The sequence below is a fragment of the Streptomonospora wellingtoniae genome (assembly GCF_031845375.1).
GTDB lineage: Bacteria > Actinomycetota > Actinomycetes > Streptosporangiales > Streptosporangiaceae > Streptomonospora > Streptomonospora wellingtoniae.
The window spans coordinates 77,660-99,490 of sequence record NZ_JAVREK010000021.1 but is presented as its reverse complement, the minus strand read 5'-3'; the positions used below and the strand labels follow the sequence as shown (position 1 = coordinate 99,490).

At 71.6% G+C, this 21,831-nt stretch carries 19 protein-coding genes and 1 tRNA gene; 19 read left to right on the top strand and 1 reads right to left on the bottom strand.

Annotated elements, in window-relative coordinates:
* The first annotated feature begins 46 nt into the window (after positions 1–46).
* The 19 genes from RM446_RS18570 (at position 47) to RM446_RS18480 (ending at position 20,785) form a co-directional block, all read left to right on the top strand.
* On the top strand, positions 47–1,978 hold the full coding sequence (locus RM446_RS18570; protein WP_311546612.1) for a hypothetical protein: 1,932 nt from the start codon (positions 47–49) through the stop codon (positions 1,976–1,978).
* A 219-nt stretch (positions 1,979–2,197) separates the two neighbouring features.
* Entirely contained in the window at positions 2,198–2,839 is a 642-nt protein-coding gene (gene orn / locus RM446_RS18565) for an oligoribonuclease (RefSeq protein WP_311546611.1), read from the top strand.
* Between the two features lie 75 nt (positions 2,840–2,914).
* Positions 2,915–2,990, top strand: a tRNA-His gene (locus tag RM446_RS18560).
* A gap of 669 nt (positions 2,991–3,659) precedes the next feature.
* On the top strand, positions 3,660–5,150 hold the full coding sequence (locus RM446_RS18555; protein WP_311546610.1) for a hypothetical protein: 1,491 nt from the start codon (positions 3,660–3,662) through the stop codon (positions 5,148–5,150).
* Positions 5,151–5,229: 79 nt separating this feature from the next.
* On the top strand, positions 5,230–6,024 hold the full coding sequence (gene cpaB, locus RM446_RS18550) for a Flp pilus assembly protein CpaB (protein ID WP_311546609.1): 795 nt from the start codon (positions 5,230–5,232) through the stop codon (positions 6,022–6,024).
* Entirely contained in the window at positions 6,024–7,724 is a 1,701-nt protein-coding gene (locus tag RM446_RS18545; protein WP_311546608.1) for an AAA family ATPase, read from the top strand. The genes cpaB and RM446_RS18545 overlap by 1 nt, the downstream gene beginning before the upstream one ends.
* Positions 7,717–8,145: a TadE/TadG family type IV pilus assembly protein gene (locus RM446_RS18540; RefSeq protein WP_311546607.1), complete on the top strand. Its 429-nt coding sequence runs from the start codon at positions 7,717–7,719 to the stop codon at positions 8,143–8,145. Before RM446_RS18545 ends, RM446_RS18540 begins: the two co-directional genes overlap by 8 nt.
* A gap of 54 nt (positions 8,146–8,199) precedes the next feature.
* Positions 8,200–9,555, top strand: coding sequence for a CpaF family protein (locus RM446_RS18535; RefSeq protein ID WP_311546606.1), 1,356 nt, complete (start codon positions 8,200–8,202; stop codon positions 9,553–9,555).
* Entirely contained in the window at positions 9,555–10,484 is a 930-nt protein-coding gene (locus RM446_RS18530; protein WP_311546634.1) for a type II secretion system F family protein, read from the top strand. Before RM446_RS18535 ends, RM446_RS18530 begins: the two co-directional genes overlap by 1 nt.
* A gap of 79 nt (positions 10,485–10,563) precedes the next feature.
* Positions 10,564–11,463 (top strand): type II secretion system F family protein, encoded by a 900-nt coding sequence (locus tag RM446_RS18525; RefSeq protein ID WP_311546605.1) that lies wholly within the window; start codon positions 10,564–10,566, stop codon positions 11,461–11,463.
* A 341-nt stretch (positions 11,464–11,804) separates the two neighbouring features.
* Complete coding sequence (locus RM446_RS18520; protein ID WP_311546604.1) at positions 11,805–12,506, top strand: pilus assembly protein TadG-related protein; 702 nt, start codon at positions 11,805–11,807, stop codon at positions 12,504–12,506.
* Positions 12,503–13,549: an OmpA family protein gene (locus tag RM446_RS18515; RefSeq protein ID WP_311546603.1), complete on the top strand. Its 1,047-nt coding sequence runs from the start codon at positions 12,503–12,505 to the stop codon at positions 13,547–13,549. Before RM446_RS18520 ends, RM446_RS18515 begins: the two co-directional genes overlap by 4 nt.
* A 9-nt stretch (positions 13,550–13,558) precedes the next feature.
* Entirely contained in the window at positions 13,559–14,134 is a 576-nt protein-coding gene (locus tag RM446_RS18510) for a hypothetical protein (protein WP_311546602.1), read from the top strand.
* A 29-nt stretch (positions 14,135–14,163) separates the two neighbouring features.
* Positions 14,164–14,829: a C40 family peptidase gene (locus tag RM446_RS18505; RefSeq protein ID WP_311546601.1), complete on the top strand. Its 666-nt coding sequence runs from the start codon at positions 14,164–14,166 to the stop codon at positions 14,827–14,829.
* 91 nt (positions 14,830–14,920) lie between these two features.
* On the top strand, positions 14,921–15,721 hold the full coding sequence (locus RM446_RS18500) for a hypothetical protein (protein ID WP_311546600.1): 801 nt from the start codon (positions 14,921–14,923) through the stop codon (positions 15,719–15,721).
* Positions 15,722–16,122: 401 nt separating this feature from the next.
* On the top strand, positions 16,123–17,754 hold the full coding sequence (locus RM446_RS18495) for a hypothetical protein (protein ID WP_311546599.1): 1,632 nt from the start codon (positions 16,123–16,125) through the stop codon (positions 17,752–17,754).
* Positions 17,755–17,820: 66 nt separating this feature from the next.
* Complete coding sequence (locus tag RM446_RS18490; protein ID WP_311546598.1) at positions 17,821–18,249, top strand: hypothetical protein; 429 nt, start codon at positions 17,821–17,823, stop codon at positions 18,247–18,249.
* A 55-nt stretch (positions 18,250–18,304) separates the two neighbouring features.
* Positions 18,305–19,150 (top strand): MerR family transcriptional regulator, encoded by an 846-nt coding sequence (locus tag RM446_RS18485; protein WP_311546633.1) that lies wholly within the window; start codon positions 18,305–18,307, stop codon positions 19,148–19,150.
* Between the two features lie 162 nt (positions 19,151–19,312).
* A complete protein-coding gene (locus RM446_RS18480) occupies positions 19,313–20,785 on the top strand; it encodes a hypothetical protein (protein ID WP_311546597.1) in 1,473 nt (490 codons plus the stop codon).
* Between the two features lie 90 nt (positions 20,786–20,875).
* Here RM446_RS18480 and RM446_RS18475 read toward each other — a convergent pair whose 3' ends face one another.
* Positions 20,876–21,517, bottom strand: coding sequence for a hypothetical protein (locus tag RM446_RS18475; protein ID WP_311546596.1), 642 nt, complete (start codon positions 21,515–21,517; stop codon positions 20,876–20,878).
* Positions 21,518–21,831: the final 314 nt, after the last annotated feature.

Below are 21,831 nucleotides of genomic sequence, written 5' to 3'. Positions count from 1 at the left end.
GGACAGCCGGTCGGGGCCGGTCCGCACACCCTTTAGTCTGTCCGCCATGGGTGGATCGATCGAGCCAGGCTGGTACGCGGATCCGCAGGGCGGGCAGGACCTCCTCCGCTGGTGGAACGGCGACGAGTGGACGCAGCACGTGCGCTCGCTGTCCGAGCTGCAGGGGGCCGCCGCGAGCGCGGACGAGGACGACGAACCGGCCGCCGGCCTCGGCGGGCAGGACGAGGCGACGGCGCCCGACCTGGGACCCGCGTCAGCGCCGGCCGCAGACGACGAGCCCAGCACCGTGCGCATCGACCCCGGCCAGTGGCCGGCGGCGGCCGCGCCGGCCGGCCCCGGCCCCGGCCCCGGCGACGAACCCAGCACCATGCGCATCGACCCCGCCCAGCGCCCCGGCGCGGGCACCGGCCAGGACGACGAGGAACCCACCGCCGACCTCGGCGGGGGCGGCTCCACCATGCGCATCGATCCCCCCGCGCAGGAGTCCCCCGCAGCACCCGCCGCGCCGGCCGGCCCCGGCACCGGCGACGAACCCAGCACCATGCGCATCGACCCCGCCCAGCGCCCCGGCGCGGGCACCGGCCAGGACGACGAGGAACCCACCGCCGACCTCGGCGGGGGCGATTCGACCATGCGCATCGATCCTCCGGCCGCATCCGGCCGGTCCGCCCCGGACGCCGGCGGCCCGCCCGCCGACGCCACCGCGCGCTTCGACCCCGATTCCACCGCTGTCGCAGGCACGGGCGGCGCCTTTCCACTCGACCGGCCCGCCGATGACGCCCCGGCCGCCCCCGCGGCCGGCTCGACCATGCGCATCGACCCGTTCCGGGACAACGACCAGCCCACCGACGACCTCGGCGGCGGCGGGGAGGGCGGCGAGGCCCCCCGCACGGCCGTCTTCAACCCCGGCGACGCGGGGCTGACCATGGGCACCGGCGCGACTGGGGCCGCGGGCGCCGCCGCTGCCGGCGCCGACTCCGACGAGGAGGGCGTGAAGAAGCGGTTCAGCCTGAACAAGCTCTTCGGCAACCTCCGGGAGGGCTGGTCGGAGATCTCGGAGGAGCGCAAGCAGCGCCAGGAGGAGCAGCGCAAGCAGGCCGCCGTCGAGGCCCGTCGGCGCGCGGAGGAGCAGGCCAAGCGCGCCGAGGAGGAGAACGCCCGGCGGGCCGCGGAGGCCCGGCAGCAGCCCCGGTCCGCCGAGCAGGGGCAGCAGGACCCGCAGGCGCCCGGCGAGGCCGGCTCCGCCGTACCCGGCGCCTCCCCCGCCCCGGACCCCGCACCGCAGCAGCAGGCACCGGGGACTCCTTCGTCCGGCCCCCAGCAGCCGGAGTCGGGACCCCAGCAGCCCCACTCACCCTCCGGTGGGCGGCCCGCAGCGCCCGGCACCCCTCCGGGTACCGCCCATCCGCCGCCCCCCGCGCCGTCCGGCCCCCAGCAGGGCTACAGCGCGCCGCCGCCGGCCTATCCCGGGCCCTCCGGCCGGCAGCAGGGCTACGGTCCCGCCCCGGCCCCGGGCGGATACCCGCAGCAGGGGCCTGCACAAGGCCCGCCGCCGGGCTATCCGCCGCCCGGGGCGCAGCCTCCCGCCGCCCCGCCCCCGGCCCGGCGCGGCCGCAAGGGCGGGCAGCAGGCTCCGCAGGGCTACCCGGGAGGGCCGGGGCCCGGCGGCTACCCGCCGCACGCCGCGCGGCCCCCGCACGCAGCCGGTCCGGGCGGCTACCCGGGGAACGGCCCGCAGGGACCCCAGCAGTGGGGCGGCCCGTCCGGCGGCCAGAGCCCGTGGGGCCGCCCCGGTCCGCCGCCTCCGCCGCAGCAGCCTCAGCAGCCCCGCCGGCGCAAGAAGAAGAGCGGCTGCGGCGGCTGCCTGGGCTGCTTCTTCTTCGTGGTGCTGCTCCTGGTTGCGGCCGTGTGCGCCGTCGGCTATCTGCAGTACACGGGACGGGTCGACTTCCTCGGCGAGTTCGGCATCTACCTGTGACCGCAGCGCCCCGCCTGACACGGATTCTTCGGGCGCGGGGCCGGCCGCCCCGCCCCGACAGGGCGGCGACACCGTCCGGCCGCCGCGCGAGCATCCGCTTCCGCTCACGGACGGCGCACCTGCGCACGCGCTGCGCAACCGGCCGCGCCGGGTTCCGGGCGGCTTGCGGACCGGACGCAGCGGGTCGGACGCACGGTGAAACGGCCTAAGCTGGCTCCTATGAACGACTGCTTGGTGTGGATCGACTGCGAGATGACGGGGCTCGACCCCGAGAACGACGCGCTGATCGAGGTGGCCTGCCTGATCACCGACAGCGAGCTGAACCAGCTCGACGAGGGGATCGACGTGGTCGTCAAGCCGCCGCAGGCGGCCCTGGACCAGATGGGCGAGTTCGTCACGCAGATGCACACCACCTCCGGGCTGTTGGAGGCGCTCGACAGCGGGGTCACGCTGAAGGAGGCCGAGGACCGTGTGCTGGAGCACATCCGGCGCTACGTGCCCGAGCCGAAGAAAGTGCCGCTGTGCGGCAACTCCATCGCCACCGACCGGCTTTTCATCTCCCGCGACATGCCGCGCATCGACGAGTTCCTGCACTACCGGATGGTCGACGTCTCCAGCATCAAGGAGCTGCTGCGGCGCTGGTACCCGCGGATCTACTACGCCAGCCCCGAGAAGCACGGCGGCCATCGGGCGCTGGCCGACATCACCGAGAGCATCCGCGAGCTGCGGTACTACCGCGCCGCGGCCTTCGTCGCGCCTCCCGGCCCCGACAGCACGACGGCGCGGGCCGTCGCCGCCGACGTCGTCGCAGGCGGGACGGGGCGCCTGGAGCAGCAGCGCTCCACCGAGGCGGGAAACTGATCGGAGCACACCCGCGAGTGGGCTAGAATCTAATCCGAACGCAGGCACGGGGTACGATCCCGGTCGGCGGTCATGGTGGGTGTAGCTCAGTTGGCAGAGCACTTGGTTGTGGTCCAAGAAGTCGGGGGTTCAAGTCCCCTCACTCACCCCAAGCGAAAGCCCCGCGCTCACGGCCCCGTGGCGCGGGGCTTTTCTCGTGCTGCGCGTCGGCTGCTCCGCCCCCGCGGGGCGGATCGTCCACAGGCGGACGCGGATCCTGCCGCGCTCCGGAAGGGCTTGGCTACGATACGAGTCCGGTGGGGCCGCTCGTCTGCGCTCCGCCTGCGACGGTGCGCCCGCGCGGCGCACCGTCCGCCCGTTCCCGACACGCACCGAAGGGAGCCGCCGTGCACGCCGACCTGCGCGCTCGGGGCGGCGCGGCGCCCGGTTCCTCCCCGCGGAACCCCGCGGCGTGTCCCGCCCGGCGCCGGCCCGGACGAACAGCCGGCGCGAAAGAGCGGTCGGAATGTCGAATGGTGTGGCGGCGCAGTTCACTTAGCGTTTTATGCCGCGGGAATGGAATCCGCCGGGCCAGGTCCGGTCATTGCCCGCCGGGGCGAACACGGCTCACCGCCGCCGCACAGGGGGATCACGGATCCGCGCAGCCGCTTGAGCACCGGGCGGCCCGCGAATACACAGGAGAGCGGACTCTCACCCATTGATCAGAGTTCCACCGTTACCATATGCCGGGACAGTGCCGAGTTGCCCCTTCGCTGTCCACAACCCGAAAATTCGATCTTGATGTCCATATCAACCCGCCCACCCCCGGGAGCCTGTCACTGTGACCCGTGACCAGACCAGGTCAGCCAGCGTCGTCGCCCTCCTCGCCGACATCCCGAGCACGGGACATCTCGGCGCGGCCCAGGCGCAACGCTTCACCCTGGACGGTCACGACCTCGCCGAACGGGCCGGACCCTTCGTCGACTACGTCGGCCACCACGCCTCTCGGGGCGTCAAGGTCGTGGCGTTGTACCCGCGCTGGCGCCGCGAGCAGGCCCGCCGCGCGGTCGCATTCGCCCGGGGCGCCCTGCGCGAGGACGCCGTCGCGGGCGTCGACGTCGACCTGTCGCCGCTGGCGCTGTCGCTCATCGCCGACCAGCTGGCCTACCTGTGCCCCTACCTGCCGGCCGGCATGATCGCCGGGCTGGCCGACGAACTCCCCCGGCACACGCTGGCCGGGGGATGGCTGCGCAACGTCGCCAACCTCGCGACCATCCCCATCTCGGTCCCCCAGCACCTGGGCTCGTTCGCGCCCGGTGTCACCTACCTGGCGCTGTGTTCGCCCCTGCCGCAGGTGGCGCGCGTGCCCAAGGGCGAGACCGCCGCCCGGCTGCCGTTCCGACCACAGGACCCGCTCCAGGTGCTGTACTCCAGCGGCCCCCAGACCGACACCTCGGCGTTCGAGCAGCAGTTCCTGGCCCCGCTGCAAGCGGTCGCCGCCCGTCGGCTCCCGCCTCAGCCGCTCGGGCCCGCCTACTGGGGCTCGCCCAAGTACGCCGAGTTCGTCGCGTTCAGCGCCCACCCCCGCGCCCTGACCGAGCCCGCCCGCACCGTTCGCCCGGCCACCTGCTCGTGGTGCGGCGAGCCCACGATCGTGCCGGTGTGCCGGTTCTGCGGCGCCGCGAACACGCTGCCGGCCCAGCGGCCCGCCGCCCCGGCGCCCAACGCGGCCCCGGCGCCCCTCGCCCCCGCCGCGCAGAGTCCGCCGCCCGAGCCAGCCGGGCATCCGCCCGCCCGGACCCAGGCCCCGCCCGCGCCGGGGCCGCACCCTGAACGGCCCGCGGCGGAGGAGGCGGCTCCCCAGTACCCGCCCGGCCATGCGCCGTCCGCTCCCGCTCCCGCCGGAGAGGACCGCGACTCGTTCGCCGGCACCCCCGACTCCGGACCGCAGCGGCCGCGTCGCCCGCGGCCGCCGGAGCCGGTCGAGGACGAGGACCTGCCGGTGCCCCAGGCGCTCCCGCCGCTGCCGCACGACCCCGACGGGCCGGCGCCGGGCGGCCGTTCCGCGTCGGCGTCGGCCGGTCCCGCTCACCCGGGGGCGGCGCCGCCCGGGTTCCGCCTGCAGGCGGCGCCCGAGGCCGCTGCGCGCCCCGCCTCGGCGCTGCCCGACACGGCCGCGGGAACCGGCCCGCGCTCTCCGGGGCCGCCGGGCGGCGGTCCCGGCCCCGACCGGCCTTCGGGCCCCCAGCCGCGGCATCCGGATCCCACCGTGCACGACACCGGCGACCCGCACCGGGATCAGGACGTGTCCGTCCCCCGTGCCCCCAGATGAGCGCCGCGGGGCCGCCCCGCCCCGGCGCCGATATCCGCAGCGGCCTTCCGGCCCCACGTCCGCCTAGAAACGGAGCGCCATGAACCCTCGTCAACGGCGCGGAATCCTGCTCATGATCGTCGCCGCCGCCGGCGGCGTCGCCGTGTTCCTCACGGTCGTCGCCTACGTGAGCAACCTCAACAGCGAGCTGGGCAGCTACCGCACGGCCCTGCGCCTGACCGAGGACGTCCAGCCCTACCAGGAGATCACCCCGGACATGCTGGAGGAGTACGAGGTCCCCGCGCGCTTCTTCGACGCCCAGCACTTCATCGGCGACTTCGGCGCGATAAACGAGCAGGCCGGTCGGCTCCCGGTGGCCTCCAGTGCGCTGCGCGAGGGCGAGCTGCTGCAGCGCAGCATGGTCATCGCCGCACCCGACCTGGAGGAGGGCGAACGCGAGATCGCCATCATGGTCGACGCCGAGACCGGTGTGGCGGGCAAGGTGGGCCGCCAGTCGCGCGTGGACGTCTACGCCGCCTTCAACCCCGGCGAGGGACAGCCGCAGGCGTGCGCCTACCGGGTGCTGACCGACATCGAGATCCTCGACATCGGCGACGTGGGCTCCACCATCGACGAGACCACCGGCGACACCGGCAGCGTCGTGCCGGTCACCTTCCGGCTCACCCCCGACCAGGCGCTCAACCTTACCTACGCCGAGTCGTTCGCCAGCAGCCTGCGCCTGGCCGCGGTCAGTCCCCAGGGCTCCGGCGACCCCGGGAACCTGGAGTTCTGCGCCGAGGACCAGCTCGATCAGATCCGTGAGCAGTCCGACGAGCCCGCCGAGTCCGACGGCGCCGAGGCGTCTCCGCAGCCTGAGCAGACCGAGGGCGACTGATGAGCGGATACCAGGTGATGCTCGGGCTCCCCTCGGCCGAGCTGGAGGACGCGCTGCGGGCGCGCTTCGACGAGCTGCTCGACACCGAGGTCATCGGGGTGCACCGCACCTCCCAGGAGATCGGCGACAGCGTCGGGCAGGTGCCCACCCTCGACGTCGTGCTCGTGCACGAGCGGCTCGGTCCGCTTCCGGTGTTCGACCTGATCCGCGATCTGTCGCGAAACCGGCCCCAGCTCGCCGTCATCCTCGTCGTCGACGAGGTCGACGCCGACACCTTCACCAACGCCATGGAGGCCGGGGCGCGCAGTGTGCTGCCGGCGCACTCCACCGTCGAGCAGATCGCCCAGCGCGTCAGCTCGGCCGCCGACTGGTCCCGCACGCTGCGCCGCCACCTGGAGGCCGCCTCCCTGGACGTTCCGATGGACGGCCGGAGGGGCTCCATCGTCACCTTCAACGGCGCCAAAGGCGGCGTGGGCACCACGACCAGCGCCATCCACCTGGCGCGCGCCGCCGCCCGATCGGGGCGCGTGGTGTGCCTGGTCGACCTGGATCTGCAGTCGGGCGACATCCCGGGCTACTTCGACCTCAAGCACCGGCGAAGTATCGCCGACCTGGTCGAGGCCGCCGACGACATCAGCGCGTCCATGCTCGCCGACACCCTCTACGTGCACCCCGAAGGCGTGCACATCCTGCTGGCGCCGCACGACGGCGAACGAGGCGAGGACGTCACGGGCCGCGCCACCCGCCAGATCCTGGGTGCGCTGCGGTCGCGCTACGACCTCGTGCTCGTCGACTGCGGCACCGCGACCACCGAGGCCGGCGCGATGGCGGTCGAGCTCGCCGACACAGCCGTGCTGCTGGCGACCCCCGACCTGCCAGCGCTGCGTGCGGCCCAGCGGGTGGTGGCGATGTGGGGGCGGCTGCAGATCCGCGACTCCCGCAACGTCACGGGGCTGCTGATCCGCCACAGCCGCAAGAACGAGATCCAGCCGGACTTCGCCCGCAAGCTGCTGGCGACACCGGTCCTGCGCACCGCGGTCCCGGCGGCCTACCGGGCGGTCGAGGAGGCCTCCAACACCGGCGACCCCTCGCGCGTTACCGATGAAGGCCTTCTTCGGACGTTCGCCCAGGTCGCCTCCGAGCTGGACCTGCTGCACCGGCCCGAGTCCCCCTACGACCGCGACGGCTCGGGAGAGCCCGCCTACCAGGCCGCTCCCGGCGCCCCCGACCCCTACGGCGAGCCCGCCGACGCGCGTGAGCGCCGTGCGCGGTCGCGGCGGCGGCGCGGCGACTCCGGTGCGCTGTTCGTGGAGTTCGCCTCGACCCTGCCCTTCGTCGGGCTGGCGCTTCTGCTGACCTGGCAGATCCTGCTCGTGGGGCTGACGGGGATGTTCGCCTCGCACGCCGCCAACGAGGGAGCGCGCCAAGCGGCGATCGACCCCTCCGACGACGAGGCCATCGCCGAGGAGGCCGCCAAGCGCATCAGTCCGCCCTGGAACGACGAGGAGACCCTCGATGTGTCGACGGTGGGCACCGGCGCCGGGCGGGCGGTCGAGGTCAGCATCGCCACACCGGTGTTCCTGCCCGGGGTCGACGGCCCTTGGGACATCAGCAGCCAGGCTCTGGTGATCTCCGAGGACACCGGCCGGCCGGGGCAGGAAGCCGGCCCGCCCGCCCCGGAGGACGACGACGATGCCTGACTCGGCCGACGCGGCACGGACGGCGCGCGCGCCCGGAAGCGCGGAGCGGCCGGTCCGCGGGCGCGCGCGCCGGCGGCGCAGAGGCGACCGCGGCTCCCAGATCCTGGAGTTCGCCGCCTACTTCCCGCTCTTCGTGCTGGTCGCGACGATCGCGCTGGAGACCTTCTTCGCGTTCATCGCCGCCGAGCGGATGGAGCACGCCGCCCGCGCCGGCGCCCGCGCGGCCGGGACCGGGGGCGTGGCCGGCGGCGAGTCCACCGCGCGCGCCGCGCTGCCGTCGTGGCTGAGCCAGGCGGAGGTCTCGGTGGGCGACAACGGCCGGGGCGGGTATTACACCGAGGTCACCGTCGACTTCCCGCTGATGTTCCCCACCCCCGGATTCGACTTCGACCTCTCGCGGCGGGTGGAGATGCCGCTATGACCGCACCGGCGCCCCGCGCGTGCCCCTCACCGCCCTCCGACCGCAGGTAGTGCCATGGGACTCAAAGACCGCCTCACCGACGACCGCGTCAACGACCACCAGACCGACCAGATCGCGCACTGGCGCCAGCGCCTCCTGCGCGAGGTCAACCTCGACGACATGGCCATGCTCACCCTGGAGCAGCGCCGAACCCGGCTGGAGAAGGTGGTCGGGCACATCATCTCCCGCGAGGGCCCGGTGCTCAGCGACCGCGAACGCGGCGGACTGGTGCGCCGCGTCGTCGACGAGGCGCTGGGACTGGGCGTGCTGGAGCCGCTGCTGGCCGACGAGAGCATCACCGAGATCATGGTGAACGGCCCCGACAGCGTCTACGTCGAGCAGCGCGGCCGCGTGCACCGCATCGACACCGCCTTCACCAGCGAAGAGCAGCTGATGCAGACCATCGACCGGATCGTCTCGCAGGTGAACCGGCGCATCGACGAGTCCAGCCCGATGGTCGACGCGCGGCTGCCCACCGGCGAGCGCGTCAACGTGATCATCCCGCCGCTGTCGCTGAGCGGTCCGGTGGTCACCATCCGGCGCTTCCCCAAGCCTTTCACCGTCGAGGAGCTGGTGGCCCGCGGCAGCGTCGACGGCACCACCGCCGTGCTGCTGGCGTCGCTGGTGCGAGCCCGGTTCAACGTGATCATCTCGGGCGGCACCGGCACCGGCAAGACGACGTTCCTCAACGCGCTGTCCAGCTTCGTGCCCTCCGACGAGCGCGTGATCACCATCGAGGACTCCGCCGAGCTCCAGCTGCAGCAGGAGCACGTCATCCGGTTGGAGGGCCGCCCGCCCAACATCGAGGGGGCGGGCCAGGTGACCATCCGCGACCTGGTGCGCAACTCGCTGCGCATGCGCCCGGACCGGATCATCGTCGGCGAGGTCCGCGGTCAGGAGACCCTGGACATGATGCAGGCGATGAACACCGGCCACGACGGCTCGCTGGCGACGGTGCACGCCAACTCCGCCGAGGACGCGGTCTACCGGCTGCTCACGCTCGCCTCGATGTCGGAGGTCAAGATCCCGTTCGAGGCGCTGCGCGACCAGATCAACGCGGCGGTCGACGTGATCGTGCACCTGAGCCGCTACCCGGACGGCTCGCGGCGGGTCGCGCAGGTGGGCGTCGTGGCCTCACAGCGCGACGAGGAGTTCCGGCTGGAGCCGCTGCTGCACTTCCAGCCCTACGCCGACGACGGCAGCGGGCACACCAACGGCGAGTTCCGCCGCTACCGGCTGCCCCACCACGTCGCCGCGCGCATCCGCGCGGCCGGCGAGTCCGTGCCGGCGGCGTTCGGAGTCCAGCGCGAGAACGGTCGCGGGCCCGCCTTCCCCGACCACGCCCCGCCCTCCCCGGAGGTCCCCCTGTGATGTACACGACGGTCATCCTGGCCTCGGCCGCGGTCGCGATCTGCCTGTTCGTGCTCGGGCTGGTCCTCTACATCGACGGCAGCGTACAGCGCCGCCAGCTCGCCTCGCGCAGCGCGCTGCACGAGGTCGAGCGGCGCGCCAACACCCCTCTCGCGCGGCTGGACGTGCTGCTGCGGCGCACCGAAGCCGGCCGGCGCATCGAGTACCGGCTGGCGCGAGCCGGGGTCAAGGTGAAGGTGTCGACGTTCGTGGTGCTGATGGCGGCGGCCGCGGTGCTGGCGGTGGTGTTCGTCTGGCAGGCGCTGGCGCCGGTGTTCGGGCTGGCCGCGGCGGTCGGCGTGGCCTTCGCCTTCTTCGCCTACCTCAAGCGCCAGGAGGAGCGGCGCAAGGAGGCGTTCACCGCCCAGCTGCCCGAGCTGGCCCGGGTTCTGGGCAACGCCACCCAGGCCGGCCTGGCGCTGCCGACGGCCGTGGACATGGCGGCCGAGGAGCTGGCCGAGCCGGCGGGGTCGGAGCTGCGGCGCGCGGCGGAGTCGATGAAGCTCGGGCTGCCGTTCGAGGAGGCGATGAACGAGCTGCGCCAGCGCATGCCCTCCCGCGAGATCGGTGTGCTGCTCTCGACCCTGCTGGTGTCGTCGCGGTCGGGTGGCGCCCTGGTCTCGGCGCTGCGGTCGATCTCGGAGACGCTGGAGGAGCGCAAGGAGTCCCGCCGCGAGGTGCAGACCATCCTGACCGAGACCACGTCGACGGCGTGGGCGCTGCTGGCCATGGGGGTGGGTGCGCTGTTCCTCGTCAACCTGCTGCAGCCCGACGCCATCCGCACGATGACCCAGAGCGCGGCCGGGACCCTGGTGCTGGCGCTGTCGTGCGGCCTGTTCCTCACCGGTTTCGTCCTCGTCCGCCGCATCACCACCCGCATCGACCTCTGACCGCCCCGGGCGGCCCGCCCGCCTCCCGATCCGCCGCCCCTGAAACCGGCTCCCGAGCCCCGAAACCCCCGGAGACCTCATGCCCTTCGCGTTCGTCCTGGCGCTGGGCCTCGGCGCCGCCGCGGTCGTCGCGGTCTTCTGCTGGGGCCTGTACCTGTTCACCAAGCAGAGCGAGGTGGCCGGCGACATCACGGCGGCGCCGCCCCGGGCCAAGCCGAAGTCGACGTTCATCCTGAACCGCCTCACCGAACTGATCGGCCGCCCGTTCCTAGGTGCGGTGCGCGAGCTCGTCGGCGAGGAGCGCCAGGAGAGCATCCGTCTGCGGATCGAGGCCGCCGGCCGCCCGGAGAGTCTCACGGTCGAGCGCTATCTGCAGCGGAAGACAGGCGAGATCCTGCTCTACAGCAGCGCCGCCCTGCTGCTGCTCTCCCGCGACCAGACGATGCTGGCGCTGCTGGCGCTGGCGTTCGTCCTGCTGACCGACGCCGAGCTGCTGCTGAAGACCCAGCAGCGCCAGGACGACATCCAGCGCCAGCTGCCCGACTTCCTGGACGTCCTCGCCGTCAGCGTGGGCTCGGGACTGGCCTTCCGCCAGGCCCTCGCCCGGGTCGCCGATGCAATGCCGGGCACGCTGTCCGACGAGTTCCGGATCGTGCTGCGCCAGATGGACCTGGGCACCAGCCGCAAGGACGCCTTCCAGGCCCTCCGCGACCGCAATTCCAACGAGTCGCTGGGGAAGTTCGTCACCGCCATCCAGCAGTCCGAAGAGCTGGGCGCCCCGCTGTCGCACACCCTGCTCAACATCGGTCAGGACATGCGCCGACAGGACGCCCAGTACATGCGGCGCAAGGCTCAGCGCATCAATCCCAGGGTCACCGGGATCACGGCGGCGACGATGCTGCCCGGCCTACTCCTCCTGGTCGGAGGAGCGATGATCTTGGGATCGGGAGTCGACTTCGGAGGTGTCTTCACCGGATGACTTATCCACAATCCATCGGCCGCCCCTACACAACTGGACGCGACACCCGTAGCTTGATATCAACCGCCGGGGACCAAGATCCCCATGTTCGCTTCCGGGAGGGCTGAATGGCCAAACTGCTGGTGTCCCTGCACCTGAGGACACGGGAAATGATCAACAGTCGCCTCACCGCCCACCGAGGGGACAGGGGAGGGAGCATTCTCGAGTACGCAGCAGTGATCATCCTCGTCGGCGGGGTCGCAGTGGCGATCATGCAACTAGAGGTCTTCAACGACATACCTACGACCATTTCACGTAGCATCCAGAACGTTCTGGACCCTTCTGAATAATTCCTGAAATCCATGACAATTAGGACCGGAACCTGCGGGTCGAATCGCGACAGCGGCCAGGCCAACTTATTCATGCTCATAGGCCTGACGATTTCATTGATCGCGATACTCCTACTCTTCGTGCGGGTAGGGAACGCCAACAACCTGCGGAGCGATGCCCAGACAGCAGCCGACGCAAGCGCTCTCGCCGCCGCCGGCGTGGCTCGCGACCATGCAGCCAGGGCCCTCGCGGACGACGAAATCCCTTACAGCAGGCTCTATGATCCAGCCGAAGGAAGGACGGCGGCAGAACATTACGCGGCACAAAACGGCGCGACGGTCGAACAGATCCGCGCGAGCGATGACAGCCAAGGCAACGTCGGAAATATTGTTCGCGTGGAAATTCAAACAAAGAGCTGCCAGCGTGAACTTCAGAAAGACGGTTCGCGGCACTGGTCGGACGCCGCCTGCACGGAATCCGACGACCCTGACGCCGAAACCTCGCACTCCGGCAACGCATCTGCGATAGCCGAAGTGGTGATGCCCGAATGCGAGTATGCATTCGGCGGTAGCGAAATCGTCGGCCTGACATGCGATGGGGAGCAGGTCCAGGGGTTCGCGCACGCTCAACAGTTGATCGATGTGCGCCTCACTGACTCCGAGGGAAAGTACATATACAAGCCGCTGGGCAACGCCTTGGCATTCGCTCCGTCGCGAGGAGAAAATCCATCATGAAGGCGCAGGCAGCAGGCCAGAACCGCCCTCGCGGGGTAATCATCTCCTTCCTGGCGCTGACGTTTCTGCTCTCGGCATGCGTCACCAGCGGTGAGAGCGACGGCAGCAACGGCTCGCAGCAGGGCACGGCGACCGAAACTCCGACGTCCGCGCCATCCCCTTCCGGTTCCAGCTCTCCGGTTCTGGCGAGCACCACGACCACCTCGACCGAGGCAGGTGCGAATCTCCGGATCGACATACATTCACTGCAGCGCCAGAAGAACGACACGGTTGTACTCGAACTCTCCCTGAAGAATCTCGGATCTGAAGAGGATGCAAGCCTGCCTAACCCGCCACTCCAAGGCGAGGGCTCCGCTGATGTACAACCCTTCTCCCTGATCGACGGATCCAACAGGAAAAAGCACCTTCCACTGCTTTACTCCGAGGGCGCGTGCTACTGCAGCGACTGGAGCGAAGCGAGCGTGGAAAGCAGCAATTCCGTGAGCGGCTGGATCGCCTTCCCAGCGCCTCCCGATAACGTAAAGTCGATGATCTTCGTATCGGCCATCGCGCCACCGATCCTCGATATACCCCTGAGTCAAACCGGAAAAAAAGTCGAACATCCGGCAAGGGAAGACCTCGCGGCACCCGAGATCTGGGACGTGCGTTCGCTAGAAGGCGACCTGGCCGGGAATACTCGGGAGGAGACCGGCGACGAGGTTTCCATCTCACTCTCGACCGACGTGCTCTTCGCCGTCGGAAAATCGATTCTCACCGACAAGGCGCAAGACAAACTCCGTCAAGTCGCCCTGGAAATCGACAACTCACCCGGCAAGACCGTGAAAATCGACGGCCATACGGACGATAGCGGCAACGAATCAATCAACAATCCACTCGCAGTGGAGCGCGCTCAGGCGGTCGAGGAGTCACTGTCGTCTATGGTCAACCGTTCAGGAGTCGAGTTCGATGCCGAAGGGCACGGGTCGGACGAGCCCATCGCAACGAATGAGACGGAAGAGGGGCGGAAGAAGAACCGGCGCGTAACCATCACCTTCGCCAGTTAGGAGTACAGCATGCGGATGCGCGTCGCTCGTGCTTCCGGTGTCCCGTTCGCGGCCATATGCTCTATCGGAGCCCTCCTCCTAGTGCCGTCTACGGTGTCGGCCTCGACCTCGCCCCAGGAGCACCAGCCGTCTGCGCCCACGCCCTCGGCGGACTCACCTCCCGCCCTCGGGAGTAGCCAGACCAACGACGAGATTGACGACCTTCCGGATGCCACTGCCGAGATCGTCGGGCTCGACGGATCGAAGACCAGCGGGTTCGCATCTCTGACCGTGAGAATCACCAACAATGGGACAACCGAGGACATCCACTACGCGCAGTTCGAGAATCCCACGTACATATACCGGGAGGCCGTCTTCAGCGGGATATCCCTGATCGACGGGAATGACACCCGCCATCACCCGGTAATGGATGAACACGATTACTGCCTATGTTCCGGGTACGCCCCGCGGCTGCCGTTTGCAGCATTCGTACGCCCGGACGAATCCGTAGATTACTGGGCCATGTACTATCTTCCGGAAAATACCAAATCGGTCGACGTTAAGATTCCCGGATTCGATCCCATTGAGGATGTCCCGGTCGGGTGAGGTTCTTACGGTTTGAGGAGGTCGGTGCGGTGACGGTGCCGAGAAAGCTGCTCGCTCGGCTGCATGGAAACCGCAGCGAGCGCGGCGCGTCCATCCTGGAGAGCGCGGCGTTGATCGCCGTAGCCGCCGTAGTCGTGATCGGCCTCGCCAACACCGCGATCGGCGACACCCTCCACGACGCCACCCGCGAGTACGTCTGCCGCGTCGAAGGTCCCGACTGCGGCGAGGAGACCTGGGTCGAGCGCGAGCGACCGGAGAAGCCCGAAGAGTACTCCTGGGCACCCCTCGCGAGTAGCTGGAACGGCGAGATCCAGGGCGAGGGCAGCGCAAAGGTCGCGATCGAGTTCGCGCTCGCCCAGCGGGGCAAGCGATACGAGTGGGGCGCGACAGGCCGTCAGACCTACGACTGCTCCTCCCTCATGATGGAGTCGTGGAGGGAGGCGGGCGTCTCGATCCCGCGGACCACATGGGATCAGAGCAGCGCTCTCCAGCATGTCCCGAAGGGCGACCTCAAGCCGGGCGACCTGATCTTCTTCCACACGATGTCGAACTATCCCCCGCCCACGCACGTCGGGATGTACATCGGCGGCGGCAACATGGTGCACGCCGGCGACCCCGTGCAAGTCGTCCAGGTTCTCGGCAACCCGCATTGGGAGTCCCTCTGGGTGGGCCAGGCCCGTGTCCCGCAGGCGTGAGTCGGAAGGGTCGGAGGACTCGGTGAAGGCGCGTTCAACTCTGCGCTCGTTTTTTCGCCCGCTCTGGCGGCGCGCGTTCGCGGCTCCTGCCGTGCTCGGTGCCGTGGCCCTGCTGACGGCCTCATGTGTGGGCGCCTCCGGAGAACCTTCCTCTCCCGGGGCCGTTCCCACGCCCGGCGACGCCGAGAACCGCGCCGAACTCGCGGAGGTGCTTCCCCAGGCGCTGGAGGACGCTGAGTCCGCATCCTGGCGGCTGCAGAGCTTCGACAGCAGCGGGCTGATGACCGTCAACCAGGGGCGGTTGAGCTGCGGCGGCGACGGCTCGGGCACCTACGTCGTCGAGGGCGACGCCACCCGTTCCACGCCCGAGCAGAAGTTCGTCCCCGGACGCGAGTTCGACAACCAGGACCTCGTCCCCGCACAGACGCAGGCGGCCGGTTCCGTCGCCACCGACGACGGCCTGCACGCCGACGGCGGCTTCTGGCCGGTCGACGACTCGGAGATCCCCACCGAGTACGCCGAGGACGTCGCGGCGGCCCGCGGCGCCAACTGCTCGCACATCACCGCCACGATCGCCACCAGCGGCGACCTCCGACTCGTCGGCGCGATCGAGATCGAGGGCGCACCGGTCGCCCATTGGAAGGGCACCGCCTACATCGACGAACTGCAGGAGAACGCCACCGGTTACGCCCGGCAGGACTACGCTGCGCTCACCGCGATGGACCTGGGCGAGGCCGCGGTCGACGTCGAACTGTGGGTCGACGCCGACAACCGGCCGGTCGCCTACTACCAGAACCTGCCTCCCGATCGCACGGGTCTGCAGCCCCGCTGGTTCGCGCTGTCCCTGCTCGACTGGAACGAAGGCGCTCCGGTGGCCGTACCCGGCGACTGATCGCGGCGCCGGCGACTCCCGACCCCGGGCCCGCCCGGCCTGGTGGCCCATTCCCCGAACCGCGAATCCCGGGTTCCTGCGATTCCCAGCCTTCCGCGGTTCCCGCTGGTATCAAGGCTCCCGAACGACGCGCGCAACCGAGCCGCTTCCCCCTTCCCCCTTCCACCGCCGATCCGCCCGACCGCATCCGCGCCCGGGTGCCGCATCGCTCGCCCCGTGCCCCTGCCGAACGCCGCCGCACACCGCCCCAGTGGTGGTGGCGCCGCCTCCCGCGCACGGACGACGCCCGCCCAGCCCCGCATCGCGCCTCCTTTGTTCCCATACCTCCCTGCTGTGAGGCCGACATGGCTGCCCGACCGTGCCGCCGACCGCGCCACCGTCCGCGCCCCTCGTCCGCTCGCGTGCGCACCCGTGTGCCCGCTCCCTCGACCCCGTGCCCGCCCGCCTTCGCTGCGGGAGTCCCGGCGCCCCGAACCCGCCCGCGCCCCCGTCCACTCCCCTGCCGCCGCCTCCGACCCACTGGCGACCGCGGGGCGGCCGTCCTGGAGCATGCGGGCGTCGTCCTCCTTGCCTGCACCCTGGGTGTCGCCCTGTTCGGCGCCACCGACAACGGCCAGCGGCTCCTGGCCGAGGTGCGCCGGGCCGTCTGCACCGCGCTGGACATCGGCGCGTGCCCGGACGGCACCGACCGCGCCGACGACCTTCTGCCGGAGCGCTGCGCGACCGACGAGCACCGGCTCAGCGCCTCGGTGGGCGTCTCGGTCGCGGCAGGTTCCAGCGGCAGCGTGCGCATCGGCGAGCGCGTCAGCTCCGACGGATCCGCAGAGGTCTCGCTGACCCGCGGCCTGCATGCCACCGCGGACGCACCCAACCCGCTGCACTGGGGTGCCGAACTGGGTCCGCTCGCCGAGGCCCGGGCCGGGGTGGGAGCCGGCGCGCACGGCGGCGCCGCAGCGACACACGTCTGGACGTTTGCCACCAAGCGCGCGGCCGACCGCTTCCGCGAGCGGGTCGCCCGCTCTGAGCACCTGGAAAGCCTGAGCAGCGACAGCGGCGCGTTCGACGCCCTGGGGGCCCGGATCGTCGGGGCCGTCGGCGACCTGTTCGGTTCGCCGACCGCGGGCACCCTGCCGCCGCCGGACCGCCGCCAGGTGTCGTTGAACGCGGGACTGCATCTGGCGGGCGAGGCGGGCGCGAATCTGGGCGTCGGAGGCCGGGGCCGGTCCTCCGGCAGCCAGGCCGGGCGGCGGTCGGGCGGGGCGAACGGCCGCCCCGCTGCCCCCGGCGATGCGACGGCCGACACCCCGCGCTCGGGCCGAGCCGCCCCCGCGCTCGGGACCGGGGACGACCGGGTCTCCAGCGACCTCGGACTGCTGTACCTGGTTTCGGCCGGGGCCGAAGGAGAAGCGTCGCTGACCGAGGCCGTCGACGAGCGGCGGGGCACCGTGTCCCGGACGGTCGGGTTCCAGTTCGCCGAGTCCGGCCGGGTGGGCCCGCTCATGCCCGCGTCGTCGCTCGGGCGGCCGCGTGAAGCCCGCGACCGCCTCACCCGAGCCTCGGTGACGACCACCCGCGACCGCCGCACGGGCGAGCTCGCAGAGGTCGCCGTCGAGACGGTGAACGCCGACGACGGCGGCGTGCGCGTCGTCGGAACGGCCCGTCTGCAGGTGACCGACGCGAACCGCGCGACGGTCCGCAGCTGGCTCGCCGGACGCGAAGCACTGACGGCGCTGACGTTCCTGGCGACCACGGGGCGCCCGAAGGACGCGGCGTCGCCGAAGGCGGCGCGCAGCCAAGAGATCAGCGAGTTCGACCGCCTGCTGCACCGCGAGGCCACGTACAGCACAGTCGCCTACGCCCGCCGGTCCGCCGGACGGGAGTTCGGCGCCGACGCCACGCTGAACGGTCTGTCGTTCGGCGGCGCCACGGGATGGGAGTCGGTGACGCACACGGCCACCGGTGCGCGCTACCTGGCGGCACCCGGCCCGGACGGGCGCCGCGAGCTCGTCCCGTACGAGGAATGCGCGTGGTGAGGACCGATGCCGTGCGACCGCGCCGCGCTCGCGGCTCCGAACTCCCCCATGAAAGGCAGGGAACGCATGGACCTCCTCCGCGCCTGGGCGGCCGGTGCCGCCGTGTGGCTCGTCTGGGCCGTCTCCGGAACGCTGCTGCACCTGGGGCTGCTGCCGCTCGGGGCATTCGACGTCCTCCCACTCAGGCTGGGATGGGTCGGTGTCACCACGCTGACCGGTTACCTGCTGGTCGCCCTCGCCGCAGACGCGGCCCATCCCCGCTCGCGCCGCGACGGCCGCGGCCGTCGCGGCGCCGCCGTGTGGTCGCTGCCCGCCGTCGGCGTGCCGCTGGAGGGGGTGGCCCACATCCCCCACCCCTCCGGCGCCTCGGCGGCCGACATGATCACCCTGGCCACGGCTGTCGCCGCAATCGCCGCCGGGACGGTGTCAGGCAGCGCTCTGGCCGGTGCGCTCCGCGCGCGCACCGCGCGGAGGCGTCGGCTCCGAAAACCGTGAGGGCGGCTTGACCTTGAGGCCGACTCGAAGGTCTACCGTCGCGAGTGTGGAGACCATGCTCATATCCCAGCTGGCCGAGCGCACCGGCGTCGCCGCGTCGACTCTGCGCTACTACGACGAGCGCGGCATCCTGCCCGCTCGGCGCACCCGGTCCGGTTACCGCGTCTACGACGCCGCCGATCTGGAACGCCTGCGGCTGATCATCACGGCCAAGCGGCTGGGCCTGCCGCTGGAGGAGATCGCCCGACTCCGCGACGTCTGGTGGAGCGGCGCCTGCACACAGGTCAAGTCGTCTCTGCGGACGAGTCTCGCAGCACGGCTGGCCGCGGCCCGGAGCCAGGCGGTGGAGCTGGCGGCCTTCGCCGACTCGCTGCGCGGAGCCCTCGTCCGGCTCGACGCGCTGCCCGACGACCCGGGTCCGTGCGGCGCCGCTTGCGAGCTGATCGACGTGACCGACCACAGCGCCCCGCCCGGCCCGGCCGGCCCGCGGCGGGCCGACTCCGACCCGAGTGGAAGCGACTCGTCGGCGGGCTGTTCACTGGAGTCCGCCGACGCGGTGGCGGAGCGGATCGGCCGGTGGCGCGCGGCGCTGGCCGACGCACGGCGCGAAGAGGTCGAGGGCGGCTTGCGGGCGGAGCTCCCGGCGGAGCGCGCGGGCCAGGTCGCCGACCTCGCCGCCGCCGAACAGCGCTGCTGCGCCTTCTTCTCCTTCGCGCTTCACTTCGCACACGACTCGGTCGTACTGGAGGTCCGGGCGCCGAGCGAGGGGCGGCCGATGCTCGACACGGTGTTCGGCCCCGCCGACGCCGGCGAACCGGCGGACCGAGGGGATCGTTCGTCACCGGCAAGCGACTGGAGTAGCCCACGCCCTGCCGTCGGGCTATCACCGTTGATCTTGTAGCTATCGTCACTGGAAATCGTTTTCCTTCACGATAGCTACAAGATCAACGGGGTGGCGCACCGGGAACCGCCCCGCGGTCCTTCTCGCCCCCGCCGGATCGGCCCGCCCGCAGGTCGACCGACCGGGTGACACGAGCACCCGCGCATTCCCTAGGCTGACTGCATGGCCAAGAAGCGCAGCAAGAACACCAAGAAGCGGGGCGGCGCCCAGCTGAGCGGCAATCCGCAGAAACGCTCCGAACAACTGGCGGACCGCGCGATTCGCCAACTCCCACCGGAGGCGTTCAGGGACGGGTTGCCCTTGCCCGGCACCTACGACGACGACATCTCCGCGGCAATGGCCGACCCGGCCGCGATGCAGGGCGAGCCCGGCGCGGGCTGGGAGGAAACGCACCGTCGCGTGCTGGAGCGGGCCCGGGCGATCGATGCGTCCGCCGGACCGCTCGCACTCGACTCTCTCACCTGCGAACTCGTCGGCGGCGTCTACTGGGATGCCCTCCAGGAGGCCGACGACGGGTTCGAGAAGTACGTGCACGGTCGGGACAGTTTCCACGAGAGCCAGGACGACGCCCATTACACCGACGTGACCGGGTTCGACGACGATTCCCTCGGCTGGATGAGCGGACTGGCCAGGGCCGCCGCCCGCGCGCTCGCCTCCAGGGACGCCGAATCGGATGCAGCGCGGCACCTGCTTCGCGGAATCGCGAGTTGCGCCCTTCACACCAACGGACCGCGGAAGAAGAACGCCGTCCGAATCGCGGCCGACGCCCTGCGCAAAGCCGGCGACCCACTCCTCGGCCGGGGCGCCTCCTCCGCCCGCGCCGAGGCGCAACTGAGTCCGGTGCCCACCGATCGACCCCGCGTGCTGCAGGATGCGTACGGGAGCCGGGTCGCCCTTCTGGCTCCCTTCGCCTTCGGCCCCGAGCGCCGCGATCCCCACTGGTACTACTGGGACCTCGACCTCTGCTTCCAGGACCACCTGGTCGGCGCGGGTGCGGCCGACTCGATGGAGGACGCCGTCGCCGAGTGGCGCAGCACAGTGGGCGCCAGCGCGCCCGACGACGCCGAGCCGCGCCAGTGCGCGCCGGGGGAGCTCCACCGGTATCTGCTTCTCGCCGCGGACAACTCCATGCTGAACGGCATGCGCCTCGGATTCGAGCCCCGCAACCTGGTGGTCGAGCAGTTCCGGGCTGCGCGCCGAGCCCAAGAGGTGGTGACCGAGTTCGACTGGGACTTCGGGGCGCCGCCGCGCGGGTACGGCGGCGAGGACGATTCGGTGGAGGACTTCCGTTCCTGGTATGCCCGCCGCAACGGCGACGCGCCGGACATCGACGAAGCCGTCACGCTTCGCGAGGAGTGGGGGACGGTCGACTGCATGCCGCCGCAGCTGTACTCCAGCTCGCCCCATCGAATCCGGCACAGCGCCAACCTGATCGGCGACGCCTACTGGCCGGAGCACGTGCCCGGAATCCTGGCCCTGATGCCCGAGTGGGTGGAGTGGTGCCTCGAACACACCGGCCTCACCGGGGCGCCCGCCGACGCCGCGCGTGCCGAGGCCCGCAGGGTCGCCGACCAGGCGGCCAAAGGCGGATTCGAGCCGGACCCGGCATACGAGATGCGGGTCAAGGAGCTGTGACGGCGGTCCGTCGACGCCGTCGGGATCCGGCGCACGCGGCGGCCGCGGGCGCCCGCTCGTCCGCCGCACTCCGTCGGTGCCGGTCGCCCACTACGAGCCCGCGCGGTCGGTCTCGCCTCGGACTCCGTCGGCGTGTGCGTCCGCGTCGGCCGTGACTTCGGTGTCGGCCTCCGGGGCGCCGGCTGCTTCTCCCTCTCCCACAGCCGAGGTGACCCTGCTCTCCTCGGCCCCGGTGTCCTTGCTCCCGGTCTCCTCGACCGCGCCCTCGCGCTCGCCTGGCTCGGTGCGGTCCCAGTACGTGCGGGGGACGCGGACGCGGCTACCGGTGGCCGACTCGACCACGGCCGGGGTCTGCACGCGGCGCATCAGCAGAAAGGCGGTCGTCGCGCCCGCCAGTGCGACGGCCGTCCAGCTGAGGTAGAGCGTCCAGTTGACCCCCGATCCGGTGAGCAGCCGAGCCGTGTCGACGGCCGTGCCCACCACGGGCGCGGCGAGGACCGCGAGCGCATTGCGGCCGAACCGGTGGCGGTCGGGGGCTCGGTGGACCAGGGCGGAGGCGACGACGGACAGGAAGTAGGCGGCGAAGCCGATCGCGCCCAGCCACAGTAGCGCCCAGCCGAAACTGCCGACGTGCTCGGCGGGGGCGAGCAGCTGGAAGACGAGCGACCCGACGTTGGTCAGCATGAACCACGCCACCGCACCGATGACCCACGCCCGGATGAACTCCACCATCGCCTCTCCGCCGATCCGCCGACTCGTGTTGCTCTGCCCGGTGTCCGGTGACCCCGTCGCCGCCCCGAGGCCGCTGCCGGGACGCGCCGCAGCTCGCCCCGGTCGCTCTCCGGGCCGCGGTCCGCGGCCCGACCGGAACCGCCGCCGAGGGCCGCGGCCGTCCCGCCCAGGGGTCACCCGCCGTGCGGGGGCGCGGTGCGGCGGCCCCGAGTCTAGACCCAACCCGGCGAAGATCGGCAGGCTCCCCTGCCCCCGGATCCTCCGCAACCCCCGGGCCTTCGGAACCTGCCCGGTCTTTCGACCGCCGACATCCG

Bases quoted from the DNA above. Each gene is read 5' to 3' on its own strand.
- RM446_RS18570 (WP_311546612.1), top strand. From the start codon at position 47: ATGGGTGGATCGATCGAGCCAGGCTGGTACGCGGATCCGCAGGGCGGG.
- orn (WP_311546611.1), top strand. From the start codon at position 2,198: ATGAACGACTGCTTGGTGTGGATCGACTGCGAGATGACGGGGCTCGAC.
- cpaB (WP_311546609.1), top strand. From the start codon at position 5,230: ATGAACCCTCGTCAACGGCGCGGAATCCTGCTCATGATCGTCGCCGCC.
- RM446_RS18545 (WP_311546608.1), top strand. From the start codon at position 6,024: ATGAGCGGATACCAGGTGATGCTCGGGCTCCCCTCGGCCGAGCTGGAG.
- RM446_RS18540 (WP_311546607.1), top strand. From the start codon at position 7,717: ATGCCTGACTCGGCCGACGCGGCACGGACGGCGCGCGCGCCCGGAAGC.
- RM446_RS18535 (WP_311546606.1), top strand. From the start codon at position 8,200: ATGGGACTCAAAGACCGCCTCACCGACGACCGCGTCAACGACCACCAG.
- RM446_RS18530 (WP_311546634.1), top strand. From the start codon at position 9,555: ATGTACACGACGGTCATCCTGGCCTCGGCCGCGGTCGCGATCTGCCTG.
- RM446_RS18525 (WP_311546605.1), top strand. From the start codon at position 10,564: ATGCCCTTCGCGTTCGTCCTGGCGCTGGGCCTCGGCGCCGCCGCGGTC.
- RM446_RS18520 (WP_311546604.1), top strand. From the start codon at position 11,805: ATGACAATTAGGACCGGAACCTGCGGGTCGAATCGCGACAGCGGCCAG.
- RM446_RS18515 (WP_311546603.1), top strand. From the start codon at position 12,503: ATGAAGGCGCAGGCAGCAGGCCAGAACCGCCCTCGCGGGGTAATCATC.
- RM446_RS18510 (WP_311546602.1), top strand. From the start codon at position 13,559: ATGCGGATGCGCGTCGCTCGTGCTTCCGGTGTCCCGTTCGCGGCCATA.
- RM446_RS18490 (WP_311546598.1), top strand. From the start codon at position 17,821: ATGGACCTCCTCCGCGCCTGGGCGGCCGGTGCCGCCGTGTGGCTCGTC.
- RM446_RS18485 (WP_311546633.1), top strand. From the start codon at position 18,305: ATGCTCATATCCCAGCTGGCCGAGCGCACCGGCGTCGCCGCGTCGACT.
- RM446_RS18480 (WP_311546597.1), top strand. From the start codon at position 19,313: ATGGCCAAGAAGCGCAGCAAGAACACCAAGAAGCGGGGCGGCGCCCAG.
- RM446_RS18475 (WP_311546596.1), bottom strand. From the start codon at position 21,517: ATGGTGGAGTTCATCCGGGCGTGGGTCATCGGTGCGGTGGCGTGGTTC.